Origin of the sequence: Clostridium sp. CS001, assembly GCF_020443565.1 — a bacterium.
In the GTDB taxonomy this organism is placed as follows: domain Bacteria; phylum Bacillota; class Clostridia; order Clostridiales; family Clostridiaceae; genus Clostridium_AD.
Genome location: NZ_JAIZZN010000001.1, coordinates 181,194 through 205,407, shown reverse-complemented (window position 1 = coordinate 205,407; position 24,214 = coordinate 181,194). Strand labels below are relative to the sequence as shown.

The window sequence follows — 24,214 nt, the reverse complement described above, 5'->3', positions numbered from 1 at the left end:
TGTAAATAAAGCTAATATTCAATTGTATTATTTTCATTAAATTTATGCAAGGATATATAAATAATGCAAATATCGGAGGTAAGAAAAATGATATTATCTAAAAAAGCGAAACAAATATCACCATCTTTAACATTAGATATAACTGCAAAGGCAAAGAAGATGAGGGCTGATGGTTTAGATGTAATAGGATTTGGTGCTGGTGAACCTGACTTTAACACACCAAAGAATATTCAAGATGCAGCTATAAAAGCAATAGAGCAAGGAATGACTAGATATACAGCTGCTTCAGGTATTATTGAATTAAAACAGGCCATAGTGAAAAAGTTAAAAGAAGAAAATAACTTAACTTACATACCATCTCAAATTATAGTTTCAACAGGTGCAAAACAATGCTTAGCAAATGCTTTTCAAGCAATATTAAATCCAGGAGATGAAGTCTTAATTGGAGTTCCATATTGGGTTAGCTATCCAGAACTAGTTAAGTTAGCAGATGGAGAACCTGTATACGTAGAAACAGAGGAGATACATCAATTTAAGTTAACTGTTGAAAGTCTTAATAATGCGTTAACTTCTAAAACGAAAGCAATAATATTAAATAGTCCAAATAACCCTACAGGGACAGTATATTCAAAAGAAGAGCTTATGGAAATTGCTGATTTCGCGAAAATAAACGACTTAATCATAATATCAGATGAAATTTATGAAAAGTTATTATACGGAAATTCTAGCCACATTAGTATAGCTAGCCTTTCAGAAGATGCATATAATAGAACCATTGTAATTAATGGTGTTTCTAAAGCTTATGCTATGACAGGTTGGAGAATAGGATATGCGGCTGCTAGTAAAGAAATAGTGGCATTAATGTCTAACATTCAAAGTCATACAACATCAAATCCCAATTCAATTGCTCAATATGCGTCAGTTGAAGCATTAAACGGACCACAGGAAGATGTACACAAAATGGTTGAACAGTTTAGGCTTAGAAGGGATTACATGGTAGACAGAATTAATAGTATTAATAATTTATCATGCATAAAACCAGAAGGTGCTTTTTATGTTATGGTTAATATAAGTAATGTTTTGAATAAATCTATAGATGGAACAGTTATAAAGGATTCTCTTGTTTTTTCGGAACTACTTCTTAATAAAGAAAAGGTTGCAGTTATACCAGGTATAGCATTTGGAGTAGATAACTTCATTAGGTTATCCTATGCAACTTCAATGGAAAATATAAAAAATGGGCTTGATAGAATAGCAAAGTTTGTTGAAAGTATTTAAAATTGATTTACTTGCTTTTTAATGATATTATAGTAGCATGAGTTAATATTGTAGCATTTTAGAAAATAATTTAGCTCATGCTATTATTAAGTTATAGAGGTGAAGTGAAATGTTAACAAAAGAAGTTATGGTCAGTAATCCTAAAGGATTACATGCTAGACCAGCTACATTATTAGTAAGGAAAGCAGCGTCTTTCAAATCAGATATAGGTATAGAATATATGGGAAAAAGAGCTAACATAAAGAGCTTAATAGGTATTTTATCACTAGGAGTTGGCCCCAATAACAGTGTAAACGTTATAGCTAATGGTGCTGATGAACAATTAGCACTAGAAGAGATAGTAAATCTAATTAAATCTCTAAAAGAATAACTTGCTTAGAAGAGTGATTAGGATTACAAAAAAATAACATGCCACTGATATATTATGGTCGTATATTTTAAAAAGCTGCTAACTTACTGTTTGCAGCTTTTTAAAATATATGGAAACTTATAAAATATTAAAGGAGAATATAAATGCTAAATAATATTATAGAAATCAATCATGATTCAGATCTAATTTTGCAAAACAAACACTTTATATGTTATTTTATTGAGATTAAATCCAGAAAGAGTATTTATACTTCTAAAAGCTATGAACGTGATATCAAAGATTTTTTTTGTGTGGATTCAATTTCTGAAATTACAATTGAAGATATTAAAAGGGTGTCTATAGTGCATACGCAAAATTATATAACAAAGCTTATGGATAAAAATATGTCCTCGGCCACTATAAACAGAAAGATATCCTCTTTAAGTTCGTTATATAATTGGTTACTAAAATACCAAGATAATTCCAATGATATACATATAATTAAATATAATCCCTTTGGAAATTTAAAAGAAGAGAAACCAGTTGTTAATAACAAGGAAACTGAGTTTTTAACAAAAGAAGAATGCAAAATCCTACTAGATAGCATAGATACTTCCACTATATTAGGCTATAGAAATAAAACTATATTAGCACTTGCTTTAACTACTGCATTAAGAAAATCTGAGATTATAAATATTCAATTAAAGCACATTACTACTTATACAGGTTACGACGTAGTAAAAGTAATAAGAAAAGGTGGTAAAGAAGACATAGTCAAGCTTCAAGAAAATGTACTTGCTATGATTAATGAATATGTTAAATTAACCAAAAGAAATAAATCGGATAACTTTGAAGAATACTTATTTATTGGTCATGGAGTTAATGGTAACAATAGACAAAAATTAGATTCAAGTACTTTAAATTATATGATAAAAAAAGTATGTAAAAATGCAGGTATTGATAAAGAATTGAGAGTCCATTCTACAAGACATACAGCCATTACCCTTGCTATTTTGGCAGGGGCTACAGTAGAGAAAGTTAGGGACTTTGCAGCGCATAAAAATTTAGCTACTACCAATAGATATATTCACTCCATAGACAAACTTAAAAATAATGCTGGAGACTTAATTGATGTATTTTAAATAGGAGTATGGTAATTCCCTTAAAAAAGAACTTGAAAGTTCTTTTTTAAGGGAATTTTTATGTTTTATTATAAAGCTGAATTTAATAAAGGTGTCATATCTAAGAATAGTATTACAACTTTTGGAAATAATATTTACAAAGGGATGATATAGTGGTATTATATGGAATATATTACCAAATACTTAGCATAGTTATTTTAGCTACTATTACTTAATGCTATATGAGTTGTAGATTAAGTGATAACTGACTAAAGTTTAGATTGTAATTGCTTAAGTAGTTTAAATAGAAGGAGATGCAATAATGAGAAAAAATAAAATCAACCTATTAACAGGAATTTCAACTATATTAGTAGTAGTTATTTTTATATTTTCATTTACAATAACCAAAAGAATCAAAGCAAGCATAAACCCCAATGATTACAAAACCACTGAAAAAGTTATTTTGGGGGCTGTTAATTATAAAGGAAAGTGGGGATTTATAGATAAGGATGGCAAGTGGGCTATTAAGCCTAAGTTTAGCGCTGTAGGAAAGTTTTCAGAAGGCCTTGCAAGTGCTGAATATGAAAATAAATATGGATATATAAATGCTGATGGTGAATGGATCATTAAGGCAAACTTTGATAGTGCATTTGATTTCTCGGAGGGGTTGGCATTAGTAACAGTAAACGATAAATATGGATATATAGATAAAACAGGTAATATGATTATAGAACCAAAGTGTAATGTAACATCCCTTGGAAGCTTCATAGAAGGATTGGCAGTGGTTTGTTACGATGGGAAATGGGGATGTATAGATAAGATTGGCAATTTCAGAATTCAACCTAAATTTAATGATATAGGGAATTATTCTAGAAATTTTGAAGTTTTAAAGTTCTCAGAGGGCTTAATACCTGCATGTTATAATGAAAAATGGGGCTACCTTGATAATAAGGGTATGTTCATAATAGAATCAAAATTTAATAATGCACAGAATTTTTTTTGCGGACTGGCTTTTGTGCAAGACGGAGACAAATGGGGCATTATTGGAAAAGATGGCAAGTATTTAGTTGAACCAAAGTTTGACGATGTGGTAGATTTTTCAGATGGGTTAGCTGCGGTAAAGATTAATAATAAATGGGGAATAATAAATACAAAAGGGGAATTTATAATAGAGCCAAAATTTGAAGTTAGTCCTTTCTTTAGGTTAAAGTATTCAGAAGGATTAGCACTAATTCAAAATAATAATAAATGGGGCTATATGGATGATAAAGGCCAATGGGTTATTAATCCAACATTTGATTCAGCTTCGGATTTTTCAGAAGGTGTGGCAGCAGTTAAAATTGATGGCAAGTGGGGGTTTATAAATAAAGAAGGGAACTTTGTTATAAAACCAAGGTTTGATAATGTATTTGATTTTTAATTAATTTATATTTAAATTTAGTTTAATATACAGTAATATAGGGGTAGGAAAGTTATTATACTTTCTTGCCCTTTATTATATGTTTAAAGGATTTATGTAACAATAAAATTTATGCAGGAGGAAAATATGAAAATAGGATATGCATGTATACCACTAACCGTGGATGCAAGAACAAATAGGAGATTAACACTTAAAAACTTTTCAAAAGAGATGTTTTTGCAGGTGCTAGAGCAAAATTTAATAGATTTAAGAATAATACTCGAGAATAATGATAAGTATAACATAAAGTTATTTAGGATAAGTTCAGATATAGTGCCGCTTGGAAGCCATAGTATTAATAAAGTAGACTGGCAAAAGTGTTTTGAAAATGAATTAAATGCAATAGGCGAATACATAAAAGAACGTGGAATGAGGGTCTCTATGCATCCAGGTCAGTATACAGTGCTAAATGCTCAAAAGGAGGACATTGTGGCAAAGGCAGTGGAGGATCTTGAATACCATAGTAAATTCCTTGACTCATTAGGTGTGGATACATCAAACAAAATCATACTTCATATTGGTGGTGGTTATGGAGATAAGGGTGCTGCCATAAATAGATTTATTGAGAATTTTAAAAAATTATCCCCATCAGTTAAGAATAGGCTTGTAATTGAAAATGATGATAAAATATTCAATATTGATGATCTACTTTATATTAGTCATGAAATTAATATACCAGTAATATTTGATAACCTTCACCATGATTGTAATCATAAAATAGATATGCCAATAAAAGAAATAATGACGGAGGTAGCGAAGACCTGGCGGAAGAAAGATGGAGCCATAAAAGTACATTATAGTCAGCAAGACCAAAATAAAAAGATAGGATCTCATTCAAATAGTATAGTAGTTGAAAAGTTTATAGAATACTACGAAGAGATAAAAGAGTTTAATGCTGATATTATGCTAGAGGTAAAAGATAAGGATATTTCAGCTATCAAATGTAATATTGTAACTACTAATAACATTAGTGAAAAATCAAAAATAGGACTTATAGAAAAGCAATGGGCAAAATATAAATATGTATTGATGGAAAGGAATTACAGATATTATAAACATTGCAGTAAACTAGTTAAAGAAAATTGTAGTATAGAAGAATTTTATAAATATACTGATAGCATAATAAGTTTGGATGTAGACAATGGAAGTTTCATAAATACTGCAGAACATGTTTGGGGATATATTAAAAACGATGCTTCAGATAGAGAACAAATGCATTTTAAAAAACTTCTTTTAAATATAGAAAAGAAAGAAAATATTAAGAGTTATTTAAAAAAATTATGCGATAAGTATAATGCGGAGTATATGCTTAACTCCTACTATTTTAACTATTGATTATTGCTTCGGATTCAAAATTTGATGCCTTTGAAAAAATAATAAATTTAATGTTCTAAGAATTTTACGTTAGGGGGATATCCAAATGTCTTATAGTATTGAAGTAATTAGAAAGAAACAGCACAAAACAAGTAATTGGTCTGGTGGTACAACAACTGAGCTGTATATTTACCCTGAAGATGCAGTATATAGCAAGCGGAATTTTAAATGGAGGCTAAGTTCTGCAAAGGTTGAAGTAGAAAAATCTACATTTACTTTGTTACCGGGGATATCTAGGCTTATTATGATTGTTGAAGGAGAGCTAATTCTTGAACATGAGGGACATCATAATGCTACATTAAAGGAATTTCAGCAGGATAGTTTTAGTGGCGATTGGACAACTACGAGCTTTGGCAGGGTTACTGATTTTAATTTAATGATAACAGAAGGTTATAAAGGAAATCTTGAAGAAATTTTAATTAAGGCATTAGAATTTAAAGATATATTCCTATGCAATAATACAAATAATGCTCTAAGGTTTTCTCAAATTGTAGAAGCGTTTTACATTGTAAAAGGTGATGTAGAAATGGACATGATGACAAGTGGCAAGATAAATTTAAATGAAGGTGATTTAGTATTAATAACTAGAACAGGAAAAGAAATTGATTGTGAACTCAAGATTCATAGTAGTAGTGGGGAAGGAACTAGAATTATAAAAGCTTCAATACTATTAAAAATTTAATTTCAAATAATCCTTTTTATAAAAAACTCTTACTTTTCTTGACTAAGTCCAGGAAAGTGAGAGTTTTATTGTTTATCAGCTAAAAAACAAAAAAAAGCAAACATTCGTTTGTATAAAATATAATTAAGTTGTCAATAATTTAAAAAATAATTAAATTAAAAGGAGCGATATTATGAATAATGTATCTTTAATTGGTAGAATAACAAGAGAATTAGAACTTAAAGAGTATAATGAAGGAAAAGGATTTTATACTAGGTTTACACTGGCTATTAATAGGGTATCACACAAGGATTCACAACCAGAAGCTGATTTTATAAATATTGTTGCATGGAGTGGGCTAGCGGAGACGTTATGTAAACATTTAAAAAAGGGAAGTCAAATCGCTATAACTGGAAGACTTTGTAGTAACAGCTATATGGATAAGGATGGAAATAAGAGGTATAGCACAGAGGTTATAGCGGACAGTTTTAAATTTTTGGATAGTAAACAACAAATAGTATAATTTCATAAAGATATTGTTATGATATAATAGAGAAAGATTAACAATACAAAAAAAGTGGGGTGCTTTAATGAAAGATATTGTTGTAGCAGGTGGGTGCTTTTGGGGTGTAGAAGCTTATATGTCAAAAATAAATGGAGTTACTGAAACTAAGGTTGGATATGCTAATGGTACAAAGGTTAATCCTTCATACAATGAGGTTTGTCTTGGAAATACTGGGCATACAGAAGCTTGTTCAATAAGTTATGATGAATCTATTGTATCGCTTGAAAAGATATTAGCAAAGTTTTGGGGAATAATTGACCCTACAGTTTCTAATAGACAAGGACCTGATGTTGGTAGCCAATATAGAAGCGGAATTTATTATAGTGATAATATAGATTTAGATATAATATTAAAAACTAAGGATGAAGTGCAACGTAGATATGACAAGCCAATAGTTACAGAGGTGCAAGTACTTACTTGTTTTTATGATGCAGAAGAATATCATCAAAAGTATTTGCAAAAAAATCCAGGTGGCTACTGTCACATTAATCTAGATGATGATTAAATTAATATTATTAAAATTATAAGGTTACTAATTTGACCATTGAAAACTCCTTTTTCAAGGAGTCTTTTTTGTGCATAAATATTAGTGATAGTTAAAATTATAGTAAGAGTTTTCAAGAGAGAGTTGCTTTAAGGAATTAGACAAAATAAATAGTAATGGGTATAATTAAATAAAATTATATCATAATTCTATGAAAGGGGAGGATTTATTTGGTGGTTAAAAAGCTGATTGGTAATGATGAAGATATAACAAAAAAGTGGGAATTATTTGTTTCAGAGGGAACTTTAAATAAAAGTGGACTTCGGGATATTATCTCGGAGTCTTGGGAAAGAAGTAAGTTATATGGTATAGATCCATTTAAAGATGATTTTTCAATTGAACTTAGTGAAGATGATCTAGAAAAGAAGTACAGGGAATTCCTACCCCTATTAGAGACAGGTAAACCATTTATGCAAACGCTGTACAACTTGATACAAAATTCAGATTTTATTATTCGATTAACTGATAGAGATGGATATGTATTAGAACATATTGGGGAGGATAGCTTAATACGGCAACATAATTTTATGCTGCTGAAATATGGATATAACATAAAAGAAGAAGTGATAGGAACTAACGCTATTGGGCTCTCATTAATAACAGGTGAACCAATACAGGTACTTGGAGCAGAACATTATTTACATAAGTATCATAACTGGACTTCATCTGCTTGCCCTATAAAAGATGAAAAGGGTGAGCTTTTAGGAGTGCTAAGTATTACAGGCAACTATGAATTCGTACATCCACATACTTTAGGAATGGTAGTAGCTGCAGCAAAGGCTATAGAAAAGGAAATGAAATTAGAAGATTCTAATAAAAAGTTAAAAATAGTTAATGAGCAATTTCACCAGATTACAGAATCAATTTCAGAAGGCATTATTAGAATTAATAATCAAGGACATGTAACTAGTATTAATAGATTTGCAAGAAAATTATTGGGGTATAGTATAAAAGATAGTCAAAACATTCATATAAATAATATTTTATCTGCTAGTAGTCAAAAGGATATTATAAGTGATTTAAATAAAGGAAAAGAGTATCAGGAGGAAGAGATAGATTTTATTACAAAAATGGGTAGAAACAAAACTTGTGTAGTTAATCTTACGCCTATAAAGCTTTTTAGTTCAACAGGATTAGGTGGGGGAGTAATTACTTTTAAAGAAAATAAAGTAGTGCTAAGCATGATTAATAAAATTGTTGGAGCTAATGCAAGATTTACCTTTGCGGATATACTTGGGAAAAGTAAAAATATTGAGCGTTCAATAAAACTTGCAACAATTGCTTCCAGGACTGATGCCACTATACTTTTGCAAGGAGAGAGTGGCACGGGTAAAGAAATGTTTGCACAAGCTATACATAATGCTAGTAGGAGAAAACATAGACCATTTGTATTTTTAAATTGTGGTGCTATTCCTCGAGATTTAGTTTCTAGTGAACTTTTTGGTTATGTAGAAGGTGCTTTTACTGGAGCTAGAAGAGGTGGGCATCCAGGGAAATTTGAACTTGCAGATGGAGGAACAATATTCCTTGATGAAATAGGAGACATGCCACTAGATGCTCAGATAAGTTTACTTAGGGTTTTAGAAGAGCGCATGGTAGTTAGAGTTGGAGGTCATGATGTTATACCAATAAATGTTAGAGTTATAGCAGCCTCAAACAAAGATTTGAAAAAAGAGGTTGATTTAGGAAAATTCAGAAGTGATTTGTTTTACAGAATAAATGTTATGCCAATTTATATATCTTCTCTTAGAGAAAGAAGAGATGATATTAAGATATTTATTGACTATTTTTGCGAGAAATTTGCTGAATATAATGATAAACATATAAAAAAAGTTAGTCAAAGCTTTTATGAAGGTATGATTAATTATAATTGGCCAGGAAATGTTCGTGAACTTCAAAATATTATGCAGCTTGTATTAAATGTAGCTGAAAATAATAGTATACTTACAAGTAAAAATTTACCAGGATACATAAGTGAAAAGGAAGATGTTGGAGAAGTAAGTAATGGGAAACAACTGCTTACCTTAGAGCAAGTTGAAAAAAATGCTATTATGCGAACATTGATTGAGGTAAATGATAATATGGCAGCGGCTTCTAGAGTATTAGGTATAGGGAGAAGTACATTGTATAGAAAGATGGAAAAATATAAAATTAGTTAATAAACCAGTTAATTTAACAATGAAATAATGATTAACGCAAAACGTAGTATGTAATACTAGTTTATATAATTATCGATTCTGTACCAATATGAAACATGTGTATCAGTACGACACATATAATTTTTTAATATAATAAAATAGTGTATCAATTTGATGCAATTATAACTCTGTATTTATAGTTTTCTATAAAATTCCACTTAAAATAAAAAAAGTCAAGTTTCTAAACCATTGAAAATCAATGGTTTAGAAACTTGACTTTTTTCGCAATAAAGATTTTGGCATGATTATTGCTAATTAGTATGTAAGTAAGGTAAGAAGAGAATTTATAGGAGGATTTTTAAAATGAATTATAAGATTGTATGGGTATATCTATTATTTTGGATAGTTTTATCAGAAAATGTTAAAGCTCAAACTCTTTGTATTGGTATAATAATAAGTTTATTAGTTACAATTTTAAATAAAAGTTCAATGTGTAAAAATAGACAACTGAATTTTAGAAAAAATATTTTAAATTGGATGTTTTACATAATTATGTTGATAAAAGAAGTACTAGTTTCCAATCTTAATGTAGCAAAGATAGTTTTAAACCGTGAAATATCAATAGCACCACAGATAGTAACAATTAAAACAAAAATAAAATCTGATTTTCATAAAACAATTTTTGCTAATACAATAACATTAACTCCAGGAACTTTAACTATTTCAGTGGATGGAGATAGAATTGCAGTGCATTGTTTAAATGGTGAATTTGCAATGGGATTAACTAATTCAGATTTTGAAAAAATAATTTTGAAAGTTGAGGAAGACAGCTATGAGTAAACTATTAACTTTTTCTATTTTGTTTTTATCAGCTACAATTTTTATATGTATGTTTAGAGCAGTCAAAGGTCCCAGTGCGGCAGACAGGCTTATTGCTATTAATGTTATAGGTACTAAAACCATTGTACTTATTATCATAGTTTCATTTTTACTTAACGAGACTTATTTTGTAGATGTAGCTATAGTATATGCTTTGATTAGTTTTTTATCATCTATTGTAATAGCTAAATATATTGAGAGTTCAGGAGGGAAAAAGATATGAGAGATATTTTTGTAACTATGTTTCTCTTTGGTGGGTTATTCTTTTTCATGGTTGGAACATTAGGTATCATAAGATTTCCAGATGTGTTTACGAGGGCGCACAGCGCTGCTAAATGTGATACCTTAGGGGCTGTGCTATGTTTATCCTCGCTAGTTATATTAAAAGGATTTAGTATGGGCAGTTTAAAAATTTTATTAATTCTTGTATTTGTATGGATTGCAAATCCAACAGCTACACACTTAATTTCAAAGGCAGAGTATATAAGGCAAGCTTCTTTAGAGAAAATAAATGGGGTGAAGAAACATGAAGATATTTAGTGTGATAATGTTGATGTTTTTAATAGGATCAGCAATAGCCGTTTCCACTATAAAAAACTTACTTGGAGCAATAATAGTATTTATGGTTTATAGCCTTATCATGACAATTCTATGGCAACAACTAAATGCTCCAGATTTAGCAATAACGGAAGCGGCAGTAGGAGCAGGTATTACTACAATTTTATTTATACTTGCGCTAAAAAGGATTAAAGGAGTAAAAAAATGAAAAAGCTTTTATCAGTTGTAATTACAATAAGTTTAATTATGATCTTACTTTTGGGAGTTAATGAACTTCCAGAGTTTGGACAATATGATAACCCTGCTAATAATGAAGTATCACATTATTATATAGAGAAAACAACAGAAGAAACTGGTGCAATGAATATCGTCACAGGTATTATTTTAGATTACCGTGCTTTTGACACCTTTGTTGAAGCAAGTGTATTATTCACTGCCTCAATTGTAGTTTTATTACTTCTAAAAAAGGAAGGTAATTCAGAGTATACGGGTGCTGATGAGATTATTATAAAAAGTACTATTTTAAAAGAGGTAAGTAAAGTACTAATACCTTGCATTCAGATTTTTGGAATTTATATAATTTTTTATGGACATCTAAGCCCAGGTGGTGGATTTGCAGGTGGAACAATTATAGGCACAAGTTTTATTTTATATAGAATAATTCATGGTAAAAAATTTACAGATAAAAAGTTACCCTATTCAAGTTTGATAACCTATCTCTGTGGGGCCATTATGTTTTATGGATTACTAAAGGGATATAGCTTTATAACTGGTGGAAATCACTTAGATATGCCGCAACCAAGTTTAGGAATTCCAGGGAATATACTCAGTGGCGGATTTTTATTGCCATTAAACATATTAGTAGGACTTATTGTGGCAATTACTATATACTTTTTCTTTACTTTATTTGACAGAGGAGAAATTTAATTATGGAAGGACTAATAAATAACTATTATGAGACTGGAGCAATTATACTGTTTGGAATAGGGTTTGCAATACTATTGTTACACAACAATTTAATAAAAAAAATAATTGGTATGAATATAATGGATACAGCAATCTTCTTGTTTTTTATTGCAAAAGGATATATTTTAGGACTTGATGCCCCCATTATTATTGGGGCACATAAAGGTGTTCAAAGCTACATTAATCCAGTCCCTTCTGCACTTATGCTTACCGGGATAGTGGTAGCAGTTAGTACAACAGCATTTGCTCTTGCACTAACAATAAAGTTGTATGAAGCATACGGAACCATTGAACTAGATAAAATTATGAAAATGAGGAGTGATTAAAATGAGCCTAATTGAAAGTTTTCCACTTGCTACTATATTGATTTTATTTATTACGGCATTTATGATGCCACTTATTAGAAACACAAAGGTTGTTAAGGGTATTAGTTTAGTATCAATGACTTTTGTAATGATTTTAGCAATAGTTAATTTAAAGTTTGTTATTAATAAGGGAGAATATTTGTATAGAATTGGTCATTTTAATGCGCCTTATGGCATTGAGTTTCGAATTGGAATAATTGAAGCTATGATGGGAGTCCTTTTTACCTTTGTTGCACTTATGATAATTTGGTATTCAATTTATAGTATAGAAAAGGAAATTAAACAATCGAGGCTAGCTTTATATTATTTACTTATAAATATTTTAATAGGTTCTTTATTAGGAGTGGTATATTCTAATGATTTATTTAACTGTTTTGTATTTATAGAAGTGGGAACCCTTGCATCCTGCGGTACTATTATTGTTAAAGACAAAAAAGAAAATATAAAAGCAACTATAAAATATTTGATTATGAGCTGTTTAGGATCGGGTCTTGTACTTATGGGAATTGCCTATTTATATTCAATGACTGGGCATTTAAACATAAACTATATACATGAAGAATTAATTAAAATTCATTTAAATTATCCAAATGCAGTACTAATTGCTATAGTTTTATTTATTGTTGGTCTAGGAGTTAAAAGTGCGATGTTTCCACTGCACAACTGGCTTCCAGATGCTCATTCAAGTGCACCTAGCTCCTCAAGTGCGATTTTATCATCATTAGTCTTAAAGGCTTTTGTATTGCTTTTGATTAAGATACTATATAGAGTTTTTGGAATAAAGATGCTTAATCACTTTGGAGTCTTGAATATTATGTTAGTGCTAGGTAGTTTAGGTATGATAATGGGTTCGATTTTTGCAATATTTCAAAAGGATATAAAAAGAGTTATCGCCTATTCTACTGTGGCCCAAATGGGATATATATTTTTAGGAATAGGTCTTGGAACACATGCAGGAGTTTCAATTGCTATATTTCATATTATCGGACACGCTCTAACTAAATCAGCCCTATTTTTATCAGTAGGGTCAATGATAGAACAAACAGGACATAAAAGCTTAGAAAAGCTAAAGGGAATAGGGAAAGAAATGCCAATAACCTTAGGACTATTTTCTATAGGTGCGTTATCTATGATAGGAATTCCAGTGTTGCCTGGGTTTATAAGTAAGTGGCATTTATCCTTAGCATCTATAGCAGCTGGAGATATAATTTTAATCCTAGTTATATTGCTTAGTAGTTTGTTAAATGCAGTATATTATTTTCCCATTGTTATAAATGGTTTTTTTGGAGAAGAAAATTTGGAAGGTAAAGTATATAAATCTAAAAGCAAACCGTTAAAAGAATTAATGCCAGTAATTTTTCTGATGTTTTCCATGATTTACGTGGGAGTGGCATCCAGAGGCATTATAAATCTAATTAGTTTAGGACTTAAGTAGAGGAGGAAATTATAAATTGAATAATAGCATAATAATACTCCCCATTGTATTTCCATTTATATTGGCGATACTTATAGCAACTATAAAATTTGATGAAAAGCAAAGAAATATTTTTGTCAGCATAGGTGTTATATTAAATTTAATTTTTCTAATTATTATATCTTATTTATTTGGGGAAAGTAGAGTTCATCTATTTAAATTAAATGAATTCTTAGATATTTCTTTTAGAATAGATAAGTTAAGTATACTTTTTTCTTTGTTGGTTGCAATTTTATGGATATTTACTGCTTTCTATGCCATGGAATATATGAAGCACGAAGGAAAGGAAAAAAGATTTTTCATTTTTTTTCTTGCAACACTTGGAGTAACCATGGGAATTGCTTTTTCAGGAAATCTTATAACACTGTATGCTTTTTATGAGTTTCTTACTCTATCAACTTTTCCCCTTGTAATACATACAGATTCAAAAGAAGCACTAAAAAGCGGAAAAAAATATCTAATATACTCTTTTGTAGGTGCTACGTTGGTTTTGCTTGGAATGATTTTATTATTTAGTGTTACTAAGGATACAACCTTTAATGCTCATGGTATTTTATCAGCACTAACAAATGATAATAGAAACATATATATAATTAGCTATGCTTCTATGTTTTTAGGGTTTGGAGTTAAAGCTGCTCTTGTGCCTTTTCATTCATGGTTACCAGCAGCAATGGTTGCACCAACACCAGTTAGCGCACTTCTTCATGCGGTTGCAGTTGTGAAGTCAGGGATCTTTGCTATTATACGGATGAGTTATTTTATCTTTGGAGCAGAAATAATTAAGCAGCTTCACGTAAATGTATTTTTGAGTATTCTCATAGCACTTTCAATTTTAATGGGTTCATTTTTAGCACTTCATCAAGAAAATTTGAAAAAGAGATTGGCTTACTCAACCATTAGTCAATTAGGATATGTACTACTGGGTATAGTTCTTTTAAATGAAGAGGCATTTGTGGGAAGTCTCCTTCATTTAATTAATCATGCAGTAATTAAAATTGTTCTTTTTTTCTGTGTTGGAGCCATAATGTACACCACACACAAAACAGATATTAGCCAGATTAGAGGTATTGGCAAACAGATGCCAATAACAATGGGATGCTTTGCTATAGCTTCTATATCATTAATTGGAATCCCCCCAACAAACGGTTTTGTTAGTAAGTGGTATTTAGCTCAAGGTGGACTTACATCTGGAAAAATGATTTTTCCTGCAATATTGCTTTTTAGTGCATTATTAACTGCTTTATATCTTCTTCCAGTTATAACAGAAGCTTTTTTTAAAAAAGGAGAAAACACTATAGTTAAGGAAGCGCCAATAAAAATGTTAATACCGATAGTTATGATAACCATCCTAGTTGTTTTGCTTGGATTATTTCCTAATATGGTTATCTCATTTATACAGAAAATTGCTAGCGAGGTATTGTAAGAAAGGAGGAAATTATATTGAAATCAACCATGTATTTACTATTCATTTTGATAGCTCCATTAATTGGTTCTTTCCTGGGTTATATTATAGGTAGGAAAAATGAAAGATATAGGGACATTTTTAATATTGTAATGACAGCCCTTGTATTTGCTACAACATCTATACTGTATAAATATGTTGCATCAAGTCCTATAGAGCTATCAATACCTTATGTTATGGGTACTGGTGTTCATTTAAAATTAGATATGTTTAGGTATATCTTTGTTTGGCTTACAACTATGGTGTGGTTCTTAACTACATTGTATTCAACACAGTATTTAATAAATTATAAAAATAGGAATAGATATTATTTATTTTTTATGCTAACCCTAGCAAGTACTATTGGAATTTTTATATCTGAAAATTTTTTAAATTTATTTACATTCTTTGAAATTATGTCTTTTACATCCTATGCATTAGTAATTAACGATGAGGATGATTACTCCCATGATGCAGGCAATACTTATATTATAATGGCAGTTACCGGTGGACTTATACTGCTTATGGGATTATTTTTGCTATATAATTATACTCAAACATTAGATATCAGTGAGCTTAGAGTTGCAGTAAGTAGTTTAGGAGATATAAAGTATCTTATTGTAGCTTTAATGATTATAGGATTTGGTGTAAAAGCAGGGATGGTACCATTACACATATGGCTACCAAAGGCATACCCTGCAGCGCCAACACCTGCAACTGTTGTACTATCTGCGATTTTAGCTAAAACGGGGATATTTGGAATCATATTAACGATTGAAGTGATTATGAATGGAGATTTTATAATATCTATTATTATTTTAATAATAGGTTTTTTAAATATGTTTATTGGTGGGTTTCTAGCCATGATGCAAAGAAATGTAAAGAGAATACTTGCATACAGTAGCATGAGTCAAATTGGTTATATTCTTGTTGGAATAGGACTCATAGGAATTTTGAAAGAGCATAGAACTATAGCTATTTACGGTACTTTGTATCATGTTATAAATCATGGTATTTTTAAAGCTTTACTATTTATGGGTACAGGAACTATATATTTGGTACTAAATGAGCTTAGCATAAATAAAATTGGTGGTTTTGGGATTAAGAAACATGTATTAAAGATAATATTTTTTATAGGAGTTCTATCGGTTATAGGAATGCCTGGTTTCAATGGATTTACCAGTAAAACTATGTTACATGAGGCAATTATTGAAGCGAGGCATATGTATGAGGGTGCATTTTTTAAAATATGCGAAATTGTGTTTGTAATAAGTAGTAGTTTTACCGTAGCTTATTTGATGAAAATATTTGTAGCTGTATTTATAGAAAAAAGTAATCATGATATTGAAAAGGTAAATGCAAGGATAAGCAAAAGAGCCCTTTTACCAATGGTTATATTTAGTGTAATGAGCATTTATATTGGATTTAATCCTAATGTGGTTTTACATGTGTTAGATAAAGCGTTAAAACCCTTTGGAAATCCAAGCACTTTAGCAGTAAGTTTCTACACTTTTAATAACATTAAAAGCTCCATGGTTATAATATTAATTGGTGTATTAATTTATATGGTATTTATACGAGGAGTTTTAAAAAAAGGTGAAGGCGATGATTGGTATTATGTTAATCCAACTTTAAATTGGATAAGCTTAGAGAAGCATATATATAGGCCTTTAGGGAAGGGAATAATTTTTATTAGCTCAGCTATTTTTCGTATCATTGATGGTGCAGTAGTTAATAGTGTTACTTTTGTAGTTAACGGCATTGAATCAATTAGTAAAATGGAAATTAATTATGGAAAGTCTATATTAACAGGAATGAGAAGTGGAATTATTAATTTATTTAAGATTAAGGATATTGCTAAACGAGAAATAAGTAATCATGAAGAAAGTAGAGGAATAGTAAATATCAAAGAGAGAGCGGAAGAAATAGCTCATAATATGAATAGTTTAACTTATTCACTATTTATATTTGGAATCCTACTCATATTATGCCTATTATTTTTAATATTTTAAAAGAGAAGATTGAAAAATGGTTATTATTAGAAAGTTTATAATTTCAAACTATCATTATAAATTTTAAGGATATCTTCTCTTTTTACAACACCCGGATGGTTTTTTAATTTATCACTATTTATGGCCATTTTATCAGTATATGAACATAGGTCCTTATAACTCACACTATTTACATGCCCAAGCATAGAGTTTAAAAAATCACCAAGCTCATCTAAGTTCTCTAATGTTAATAAATATAAAATCTTTCTAACTTTATTTCCATCAGCACAAAACTCTAAGTATGACTTTAAAAGTACGCCATTAGCTTTTCCGTGTGGTACATTGTGAAAGTATGTAAGAGGATATCCCATTCCATGTGGAAGAGATGTACCGGCTTGTGAGATTACCATACCAGCTATAGTAGATGCTACCATTAGCTTTTCTCTTATATGGTAGGAAAAGTCTTTTTCTTTTAGCATAGTTAGACATTCACCAAATAATTTCAAGCCTTTTTCAGCTAGTGCATCGCTTAAGGTATTTGCATTAGAAGATAAGTAACCTTCTATTAAGTGTGATAATGCATCAACTGAAGTATTTATAGTTATATCGTCAGGTAAGAACATTAGATATTTCACATCTAGGAAAGCAATTTCCGGAAATACCTTTTGACATATACCTCTCTTTGTTTGGGCGTGGTCATCAGTAAGTATAGCATAGGGGGTTGTTTCAGTGCCAGTTCCTGCTGTGGTTGGAACTGCAATAACTGGTAATGATTTTAAATGTGGACTATTAAATAAGCTATTTCTTGTAGCTGTAGGATTATTAATTAATATTCCAGCTGCCTTTGCAGCATCGATTGGAGAGCCACCACCAATTCCAATAATAAAATTGGACTTTTTTGTCCTCCCTAGCTCTGCTATATTTTCTACTGTTTGTAATGATGGGTTCTCCTCCACATGGTTAAAGATATCATAGCTAATTCCTTCTTTTTTTAATGCATTTGTAACATCGTTTAATGATCCGTTTACAATTGATGAAGTCTTGCCTGTTATAATTAAAGCTTTTTCTCCATAAGTAGCAAATAGCATACTATTGTTTATTATTACATCCTTATCTAATAAGAACCTTGTTGGCATATAGTAGTTTATAAAATCCATGATTTTTCCTCCTCTTTGATGCAAGTTTAAGTGAGTTATTATTTTCTTTTATAGTGTACACTATACATTATAACATTAAGCCTATTTTTCGGTAGTGATAATAAAACTAAAATGTATTACATATATTTCCAAGGAAATATATTTCAAAAGCATTTGAAGTATATTTAATTTATTAATAGTATTATAAAAATAAGATAAAATTTACTGCAAATGATTTTTTTATAGTATACTTATATAAATCTTAATAAAAACTGATTTATAAATTTACTTAATATCTAAAATAACATTAGGAAGTGGTATAGTGGAAGAACGATTACAAAAATTTATGGCAAGATGTGGTGTGGCTTCACGAAGAAAATGCGAAGAATTTATTACTATGGGAAGGGTAAAGGTAAATGATTCACTTGTTGTAGAGCTTGGGTATAAAGTTGAACCTGACATAGATAAGGTTTACGTAGATAATAAAATAATTAGTTTAGAAGAAAATAAAGTATACATTGCATTAAATAAACCAGAAGGAATAGTATCTACTGTAAAGGATGAAAAGGGTAGAAAAACTATTTTAGATTTAGTAGAAGTGAAAGAGCGTATATATCCTATAGGACGATTAGACTATGAAACATCTGGCTTAATTATACTAACTAATGATGGTGATATATACAATAAAGTAATTCACCCAAGAGAGGTAATAAATAAAGTTTATATGGCTTTGCTAGAGGGTTTACCAACAGATGAAGAAATCTCTAAATTCTGTAATGGCGTTGATATTGACGGATATATAACAGCAGAGGCAGACCTTCAAGTTTTAAAAAGAGTGGGAGTAAATTGCAGTGCTAAAATAACTATACATGAAGGTAAGAATCGACAGATAAGGAAGATGTGTGATGCTATAGATCATTCTGTTATTAACTTAAGAAGAGTTTCTGTGGGTGAAATACTTTTAGGTGATTTAGAAAAAGGAAAATGGAGAAATCTAACCAATAAAGAGGTAGAATATTTAAAGAATTTATAAATTATGAATCTATTTTACTGTAGAAATATAAATGCTAAGTTTATAAGAGTAATTATGCACTGACTGTGTACTAAAGTAATAAAATATCAAAGATTGGTAAGGCGATTTATCAATTTATACTAACAATAGAAAAAATATTGTAAAAAATGAATAATTTATTGAAGTTGTGTTCAATAAATGATAAAATGAAATAAATATTTCATTTTATCATTTATTGAACATTTTTATTTCATTTGCTTGAATTAATATAGAAAGGATTGAGTTGATTATGGAAAATAACAAACAAGATTTAATGAGGGCTATTCAAATCAAGTTTCCACGCTTAAGTAAAGGTCAAAAATTAATAGCAGAATATATTTTAAAACATTATGATAAGGCAGCTTTTATGACGGCAGCAAAGTTAGGAATAAGTGTAGGTGTAAGTGAATCTACGGTTGTAAGATTTGCTAATGAACTAGGGTTTAGTGGTTATCCAAAGCTTCAGAAATCACTTCAAGAATTAATCAAAAACAAATTGACCACTGTTCAAAGAATTGAATTATCTAATGATTTTATTACTCAAGAAAATGCATTAAAGGGTGTTTTAAAGGCTGATATGGAAAACATTAGAGCCACTCTTGAAAAAATTAATCATAAAACCTTTGATGATGTAGTAAATTCACTATTTAAAGCCAAAAAGATATATATAATCGGACTTAGGAGTTCATCAGCACTAGCAGAATTCTTAGCCTTTTATTTAAATCTTATTTTAGATAATGTTAAGGTTGTTGCATATGGTGTAAGTGATATATTTGAACAAATGATTAATGTTTCCGAGCATGATGTAGTTATTGGAATAGGGTTTCCAAGATATGCGGCAAGAACAATCGAAGCTTTAGCCTTTGCTAAAAGTAGAAATGCCGATGTTGTAGCAATTACAGATAGTCTATTGTCTCCACTTGCAGCTAAGGCGGATAGTACATTAATAGCTCAAAGTAATATGGCATCTTTTGTTGATTCATTAGTAGCACCACTTAGTGTAATAAATGCATTGATTATTGCTGTTGGCTTAAGAGAAAAAGAGAAAATTTCAAGCACATTTACTGCGCTGGAAGAAATATGGGAAGAATATGAAGTTTATTCCTATAAAGATAAAGATGAAAGATAATTTTAACAAATTATCTTTATGTAAATGCTTACTTCTTTATTAAAAAAATAAAAATAAATTTTAAATATAAAGAAGGAATAATGGAAAGTATATAGAATATAGTATAGTGTAAAGCAATTTAGTATGCATTTGCATATTAAAATGAAATAAATCATTCATTTTTAGGAGGGTATAATTTATGGAAACTAAAGCTTATATTCAACAGGTATTAGAAAATGTTAAAAAAAGAAATGCAAATGAGCCTGAGTTTTTACAAACAGTTGAAGAGGTATTAGGATCTTTAGCACCAGTTCTAGAACAACACCCAGAGTATATGGACGCAAATATCCTAGAAAGATTCTGTGAACCAGAAAGACAAATTATGTTTAAAGTGTCATGGGTTGATGATGCAGGTGTTACACAAGTTAACCGTGGATTTAGAGTACAATTTAACGGATGCATAGGACCATTTAAAGGTGGATTAAGATTTCATCCTTCAGTAAACGTTTCAATAGTTAAATTCTTAGGATTTGAACAAATATTAAAGAACTCATTAACTGGACTTCCAATAGGTGGAGGTAAAGGTGGTTCTGATTTTGATCCAAAAGGAAAATCAGATGCTGAGATAATGAGATTCTGTCAAAGCTTTATGACTGAACTTTACAGACATATAGGACCAAATGTTGACGTTCCAGCTGGAGATATTGGTGTTGGCGGAAGAGAAATTGGTTATTTATATGGACAATATAGAAGAATTAGAGGATCTTTTGATAATGGAGTTCTTACAGGAAAAGGATTATCATATGGTGGAAGTTTAGTAAGACCAGAAGCTACAGGTTTTGGTATAGCTTATTTCTGTCAAGAAATGCTTAAACATGAAGGAACAGACTTCAAAGGTAAAACAGTAGCTTCTTCAGGTTTTGGTAATGTTGCTTGGGGACTTTGTAAAAAGGTTCAAGATTTAGGTGGTAAAGTAGTAACACTTTCTGGTCCAGACGGATACATATATGATCCAGCTGGAGTACTTGGTGAGAAAATTGATTACTTAGTTGAAATGTTACGTGTAAACAAGGGATCAAGAGTTAAGGACTATGCTGATAAGTATGGTTGTGAATTCCACGCTGGAGAAAAGCCATGGGGTGTAAAAGTTGACATAGTAATACCATGTGCAACTCAAAACGATATTCATATTGAGCATGCTAAACAAATAGTTGCAAACGGAATAGAAATGGTTTGTGAAGGAGCTAACATGCCTTGTACTAATGAAGCAGTTGAGTACTTCTTAGAAAAAGGACTTAAAGTAGGTCCATCTAAGGCTGCAAATGCAGGCGGAGTTGCTACATCAGCACTTGAAATGAGCCAAAACAGCATGAGATTATCATGGTCAGCTGAAGAAGTTGATGCTAAATTACATGGAATTATGGTTAATATATATAACAACTGTAAAAATGCATCAGAAAACTTTGGATTTGGATACAATCTAGTTGCTGGAGCTAATATTGCAGGATTTGCTAGAGTTGCAGAAGCTATGCACGCTCAAGGAAATTATTAATTTTAAAATAAATATTTTAAAGAGAATCCTTTAATTAGGGTTCTCTTTTTTTAATTACATAGGAAACAGCGTGCGGAAGTTACTGTGGATAAAATCTATACGCTATAGGTTGTCACTTTTGCCACTTGCCACGTGCCACGTGGGTGGCACTAATATTAAGCTATGTGTTACAATAGAAACGGGAATTTAGTTAAATTACTTTATTTATTTTTAAATAAGGTTGAATAAATTTAGGTAATATATTAAATTATAATAGTAAGTATTATAAGGGAGTGATTTGGTGGCAAAAGTTATTGTTATTGGAGGAGGACCTGCAGGTATGATGGCAGCTATTTCGGCTTCATCTAAACATGAGGTGGTACTCATTGAGAAAAATGAAAAATTAGGAAGAAAACTTTTTATAACTGGCAAGGGTAGATGTAATATTACAAATGGCAAGGATATTGGTGATTTTTTTGAACATATACCATGTAATCCTCATTTCTTATATAGTTCCTTATATTCTTTTACTAATGAAGATACAATGATCTTCTTTAAAGCGCTAGGAGTTGACCTTAAAGTTGAAAGAGGAGATAGGGTATTTCCACAGTCAGATAAGTCTTCAGATATTATAAAGGCTTTTACTACAGAATTACATAATAAAAATGTTAGAGTAGAGTTAAACTCAAAGGTGAAAAAAATAATTAGAAATAATCAGCATATCCTTGGAGTGGAACTTGCTGATGGCACTAGTGAATATGGGGATTATTTCATATTATGTACTGGTGGATTATCATATCCTCAAACGGGTTCCTCAGGTGAAGGATTAACTTATGCAAGGATGCTTGGACATGATATAATTAAACCTAAGCCTTCGTTGGTTCCCATTGAAATTGAAGAAGAGTGGATTAAAGATTTGCAGGGTCTGTCCTTAAAAAATGTAGAACTTAAAATTGTTAATAGCAAAAATAAAAGTATATATAAAGAATTTGGAGAAATGCTTTTTACTCATTATGGCGTTTCAGGGCCTATTGTTTTAAGTGCTAGTAGTTTCGTAAAATCAGAAGAAAAATTTAAAGCTTTCATAAACTTAAAACCAGCTTTAAGTGAAATACAACTTGATAAGCGAATTCAAAGTGATTTCTTAAAATATGCAAATAAAACTTTTAAAAACTCATTGAATGATTTGCTTCCTAGCAAGTTGATTAATACAATAATTCAGTTATCAAATATAGATGAGAATAAACAAGTAAACTCTATTACCAAAGAAGAAAGAAAAACATTAGTAAGCTTACTTCAAAACTTGCCGCTTACCATAAAGGGACTTCGTCCAATAGACGAAGCTATTATAACTAGTGGTGGAGTTGATACACTACAAATAGATGCATCTTCTATGAAATCAAAGGTTATAGATAATCTTTATTTTGCAGGTGAAATGATAGATGTAGATGCATATACAGGTGGTTATAACCTACAAATAGCATTATCAACGGGATATTTGGCCGGAACGAATGTAGGAGAGGATTAGGGAGGAAAAAATTAAATGGACATTTCTGTTGCAATAGATGGACCTGCAGGTGCAGGAAAAAGTACAATAGCTAAAATAATAGGTAAGAGATTCAACCTTATGTATATTAACACAGGATCAATGTATAGAGCGGTTACGCTAAAGGCAATGGATGCAAATGTATCAGAAAAACAGGTAGCTGAATTAGTTAAAATAGTGGAATCTTTGGAGATGCATTTTGAAGAGGATCATTTATTTGTTAATAAGGAAGATTTGACGGATATTATAAATATGCCAATTATAAGCAATAATGTTTCAAGATATGCAGCTGTACCTGAAATAAGAGAAATTCTTGTTAGACTACAACAAAACATAGCTAAAAAGTTTAATGTGATTATGGATGGAAGAGACATAGGAACTGTCGTCCTTGTAGATGCACCCTTTAAATTTTACTTAACTGCTAGCAGTGAAGAGAGGGCAAAGAGAAGATATGAAGAATTAAAATCTAAAGGTATAGAAGTTGATTACAATACCATTTTAAGTGAAATTGTAAAAAGAGATTATATTGATACTCATAGAGAGATTACTCCTTTAGTTAAGGCGTGCGATGCTATAGAAATAGATTCTTCTGCTTTAGATATTGATGGAGTAGTTGAAACAATTGTAGGGTATATTAATTCAAAGAGTAAAACCAACTAATGTACCTTATTTAAGGAGG

Annotated in this window: 24 protein-coding genes; 23 read left to right on the top strand and 1 reads right to left on the bottom strand. The window is 30.4% G+C overall.

The window, feature by feature from the left end; all coding sequences use genetic code 11:
• The first annotated feature begins 87 nt into the window (after positions 1–87).
• The 18 genes from LGK97_RS00965 (at position 88) to LGK97_RS00880 (ending at position 17,184) form a co-directional block, all read left to right on the top strand.
• Positions 88–1,278, top strand: a complete 1,191-nt coding sequence (locus tag LGK97_RS00965; protein ID WP_226257863.1) for a pyridoxal phosphate-dependent aminotransferase — start codon at positions 88–90, stop codon at positions 1,276–1,278.
• Positions 1,279–1,387: 109 nt separating this feature from the next.
• Entirely contained in the window at positions 1,388–1,648 is a 261-nt protein-coding gene (locus LGK97_RS00960; protein WP_226257862.1) for an HPr family phosphocarrier protein, read from the top strand.
• Between the two features lie 143 nt (positions 1,649–1,791).
• A complete protein-coding gene (locus tag LGK97_RS00955; protein WP_226257861.1) occupies positions 1,792–2,769 on the top strand; it encodes a tyrosine-type recombinase/integrase in 978 nt (325 codons plus the stop codon).
• Positions 2,770–3,070: 301 nt separating this feature from the next.
• Positions 3,071–4,168 carry a WG repeat-containing protein gene (locus LGK97_RS00950; protein ID WP_226257860.1) on the top strand — a complete coding sequence of 366 codons (1,098 nt, stop codon included), beginning with the start codon at positions 3,071–3,073 and terminating at the stop codon, positions 4,166–4,168.
• A gap of 126 nt (positions 4,169–4,294) precedes the next feature.
• Positions 4,295–5,542, top strand: a complete 1,248-nt coding sequence (gene uvsE / locus LGK97_RS00945; protein ID WP_226257859.1) for a UV DNA damage repair endonuclease UvsE — start codon at positions 4,295–4,297, stop codon at positions 5,540–5,542.
• An 85-nt stretch (positions 5,543–5,627) separates the two neighbouring features.
• Entirely contained in the window at positions 5,628–6,263 is a 636-nt protein-coding gene (locus LGK97_RS00940) for a HutD family protein (RefSeq protein WP_226257858.1), read from the top strand.
• Positions 6,264–6,435: 172 nt separating this feature from the next.
• On the top strand, positions 6,436–6,765 hold the full coding sequence (locus LGK97_RS00935) for a single-stranded DNA-binding protein (protein ID WP_226257857.1): 330 nt from the start codon (positions 6,436–6,438) through the stop codon (positions 6,763–6,765).
• 67 nt (positions 6,766–6,832) lie between these two features.
• Positions 6,833–7,312 (top strand): peptide-methionine (S)-S-oxide reductase MsrA, encoded by a 480-nt coding sequence (gene msrA, locus LGK97_RS00930; protein ID WP_226257856.1) that lies wholly within the window; start codon positions 6,833–6,835, stop codon positions 7,310–7,312.
• A gap of 212 nt (positions 7,313–7,524) precedes the next feature.
• Positions 7,525–9,510 carry a sigma-54-dependent Fis family transcriptional regulator gene (locus LGK97_RS00925; RefSeq protein WP_226257998.1) on the top strand — a complete coding sequence of 662 codons (1,986 nt, stop codon included), beginning with the start codon at positions 7,525–7,527 and terminating at the stop codon, positions 9,508–9,510.
• A gap of 342 nt (positions 9,511–9,852) precedes the next feature.
• Complete coding sequence (locus LGK97_RS00920) at positions 9,853–10,329, top strand: Na+/H+ antiporter subunit E (RefSeq protein WP_226257855.1); 477 nt, start codon at positions 9,853–9,855, stop codon at positions 10,327–10,329.
• Positions 10,322–10,591, top strand: coding sequence for a monovalent cation/H+ antiporter complex subunit F (locus LGK97_RS00915; protein ID WP_226257854.1), 270 nt, complete (start codon positions 10,322–10,324; stop codon positions 10,589–10,591). The genes LGK97_RS00920 and LGK97_RS00915 overlap by 8 nt, the downstream gene beginning before the upstream one ends.
• Positions 10,588–10,908, top strand: coding sequence for a monovalent cation/H(+) antiporter subunit G (gene mnhG / locus LGK97_RS00910; protein ID WP_226257853.1), 321 nt, complete (start codon positions 10,588–10,590; stop codon positions 10,906–10,908). Before LGK97_RS00915 ends, mnhG begins: the two co-directional genes overlap by 4 nt.
• Positions 10,895–11,134 (top strand): hydrogenase subunit MbhD domain-containing protein, encoded by a 240-nt coding sequence (locus tag LGK97_RS00905; RefSeq protein WP_226257852.1) that lies wholly within the window; start codon positions 10,895–10,897, stop codon positions 11,132–11,134. The genes mnhG and LGK97_RS00905 overlap by 14 nt, the downstream gene beginning before the upstream one ends.
• A complete protein-coding gene (gene mbhE / locus LGK97_RS00900) occupies positions 11,131–11,853 on the top strand; it encodes a hydrogen gas-evolving membrane-bound hydrogenase subunit E (RefSeq protein WP_226257851.1) in 723 nt (240 codons plus the stop codon). Before LGK97_RS00905 ends, mbhE begins: the two co-directional genes overlap by 4 nt.
• Positions 11,854–11,855: 2 nt before the next feature.
• A complete protein-coding gene (locus LGK97_RS00895) occupies positions 11,856–12,218 on the top strand; it encodes a sodium:proton antiporter (protein WP_226257850.1) in 363 nt (120 codons plus the stop codon).
• A 1-nt stretch (position 12,219) separates the two neighbouring features.
• A complete protein-coding gene (locus tag LGK97_RS00890; RefSeq protein ID WP_226257849.1) occupies positions 12,220–13,692 on the top strand; it encodes a complex I subunit 5 family protein in 1,473 nt (490 codons plus the stop codon).
• A gap of 16 nt (positions 13,693–13,708) precedes the next feature.
• Complete coding sequence (locus LGK97_RS00885) at positions 13,709–15,154, top strand: complex I subunit 5 family protein (protein ID WP_226257848.1); 1,446 nt, start codon at positions 13,709–13,711, stop codon at positions 15,152–15,154.
• A 17-nt stretch (positions 15,155–15,171) separates the two neighbouring features.
• Entirely contained in the window at positions 15,172–17,184 is a 2,013-nt protein-coding gene (locus LGK97_RS00880) for a complex I subunit 5 family protein (protein WP_226257847.1), read from the top strand.
• Positions 17,185–17,219: 35 nt separating this feature from the next.
• Here the strand turns inward: LGK97_RS00880 and LGK97_RS00875 are convergent, their stop codons facing one another.
• A complete protein-coding gene (locus LGK97_RS00875; RefSeq protein ID WP_226257846.1) occupies positions 17,220–18,320 on the bottom strand; it encodes an iron-containing alcohol dehydrogenase family protein in 1,101 nt (366 codons plus the stop codon).
• Between the two features lie 301 nt (positions 18,321–18,621).
• Here LGK97_RS00875 and LGK97_RS00870 point away from each other — a divergent pair, with 301 nt between their 5' ends.
• The 5 genes from LGK97_RS00870 to cmk all read left to right on the top strand — a co-directional run bounded on the left by LGK97_RS00870 (position 18,622) and on the right by cmk (position 24,195).
• Positions 18,622–19,332: a pseudouridine synthase gene (locus LGK97_RS00870; protein WP_226257845.1), complete on the top strand. Its 711-nt coding sequence runs from the start codon at positions 18,622–18,624 to the stop codon at positions 19,330–19,332.
• Positions 19,333–19,600: 268 nt separating this feature from the next.
• On the top strand, positions 19,601–20,479 hold the full coding sequence (locus LGK97_RS00865) for a MurR/RpiR family transcriptional regulator (protein ID WP_226257844.1): 879 nt from the start codon (positions 19,601–19,603) through the stop codon (positions 20,477–20,479).
• A 178-nt stretch (positions 20,480–20,657) separates the two neighbouring features.
• Positions 20,658–22,010 (top strand): NADP-specific glutamate dehydrogenase, encoded by a 1,353-nt coding sequence (gene gdhA, locus LGK97_RS00860; RefSeq protein WP_226257843.1) that lies wholly within the window; start codon positions 20,658–20,660, stop codon positions 22,008–22,010.
• A gap of 280 nt (positions 22,011–22,290) precedes the next feature.
• Positions 22,291–23,517 (top strand): NAD(P)/FAD-dependent oxidoreductase, encoded by a 1,227-nt coding sequence (locus tag LGK97_RS00855; protein ID WP_226257842.1) that lies wholly within the window; start codon positions 22,291–22,293, stop codon positions 23,515–23,517.
• Between the two features lie 15 nt (positions 23,518–23,532).
• Positions 23,533–24,195 carry a (d)CMP kinase gene (gene cmk / locus LGK97_RS00850; RefSeq protein WP_226257841.1) on the top strand — a complete coding sequence of 221 codons (663 nt, stop codon included), beginning with the start codon at positions 23,533–23,535 and terminating at the stop codon, positions 24,193–24,195.
• Positions 24,196–24,214: the final 19 nt, after the last annotated feature.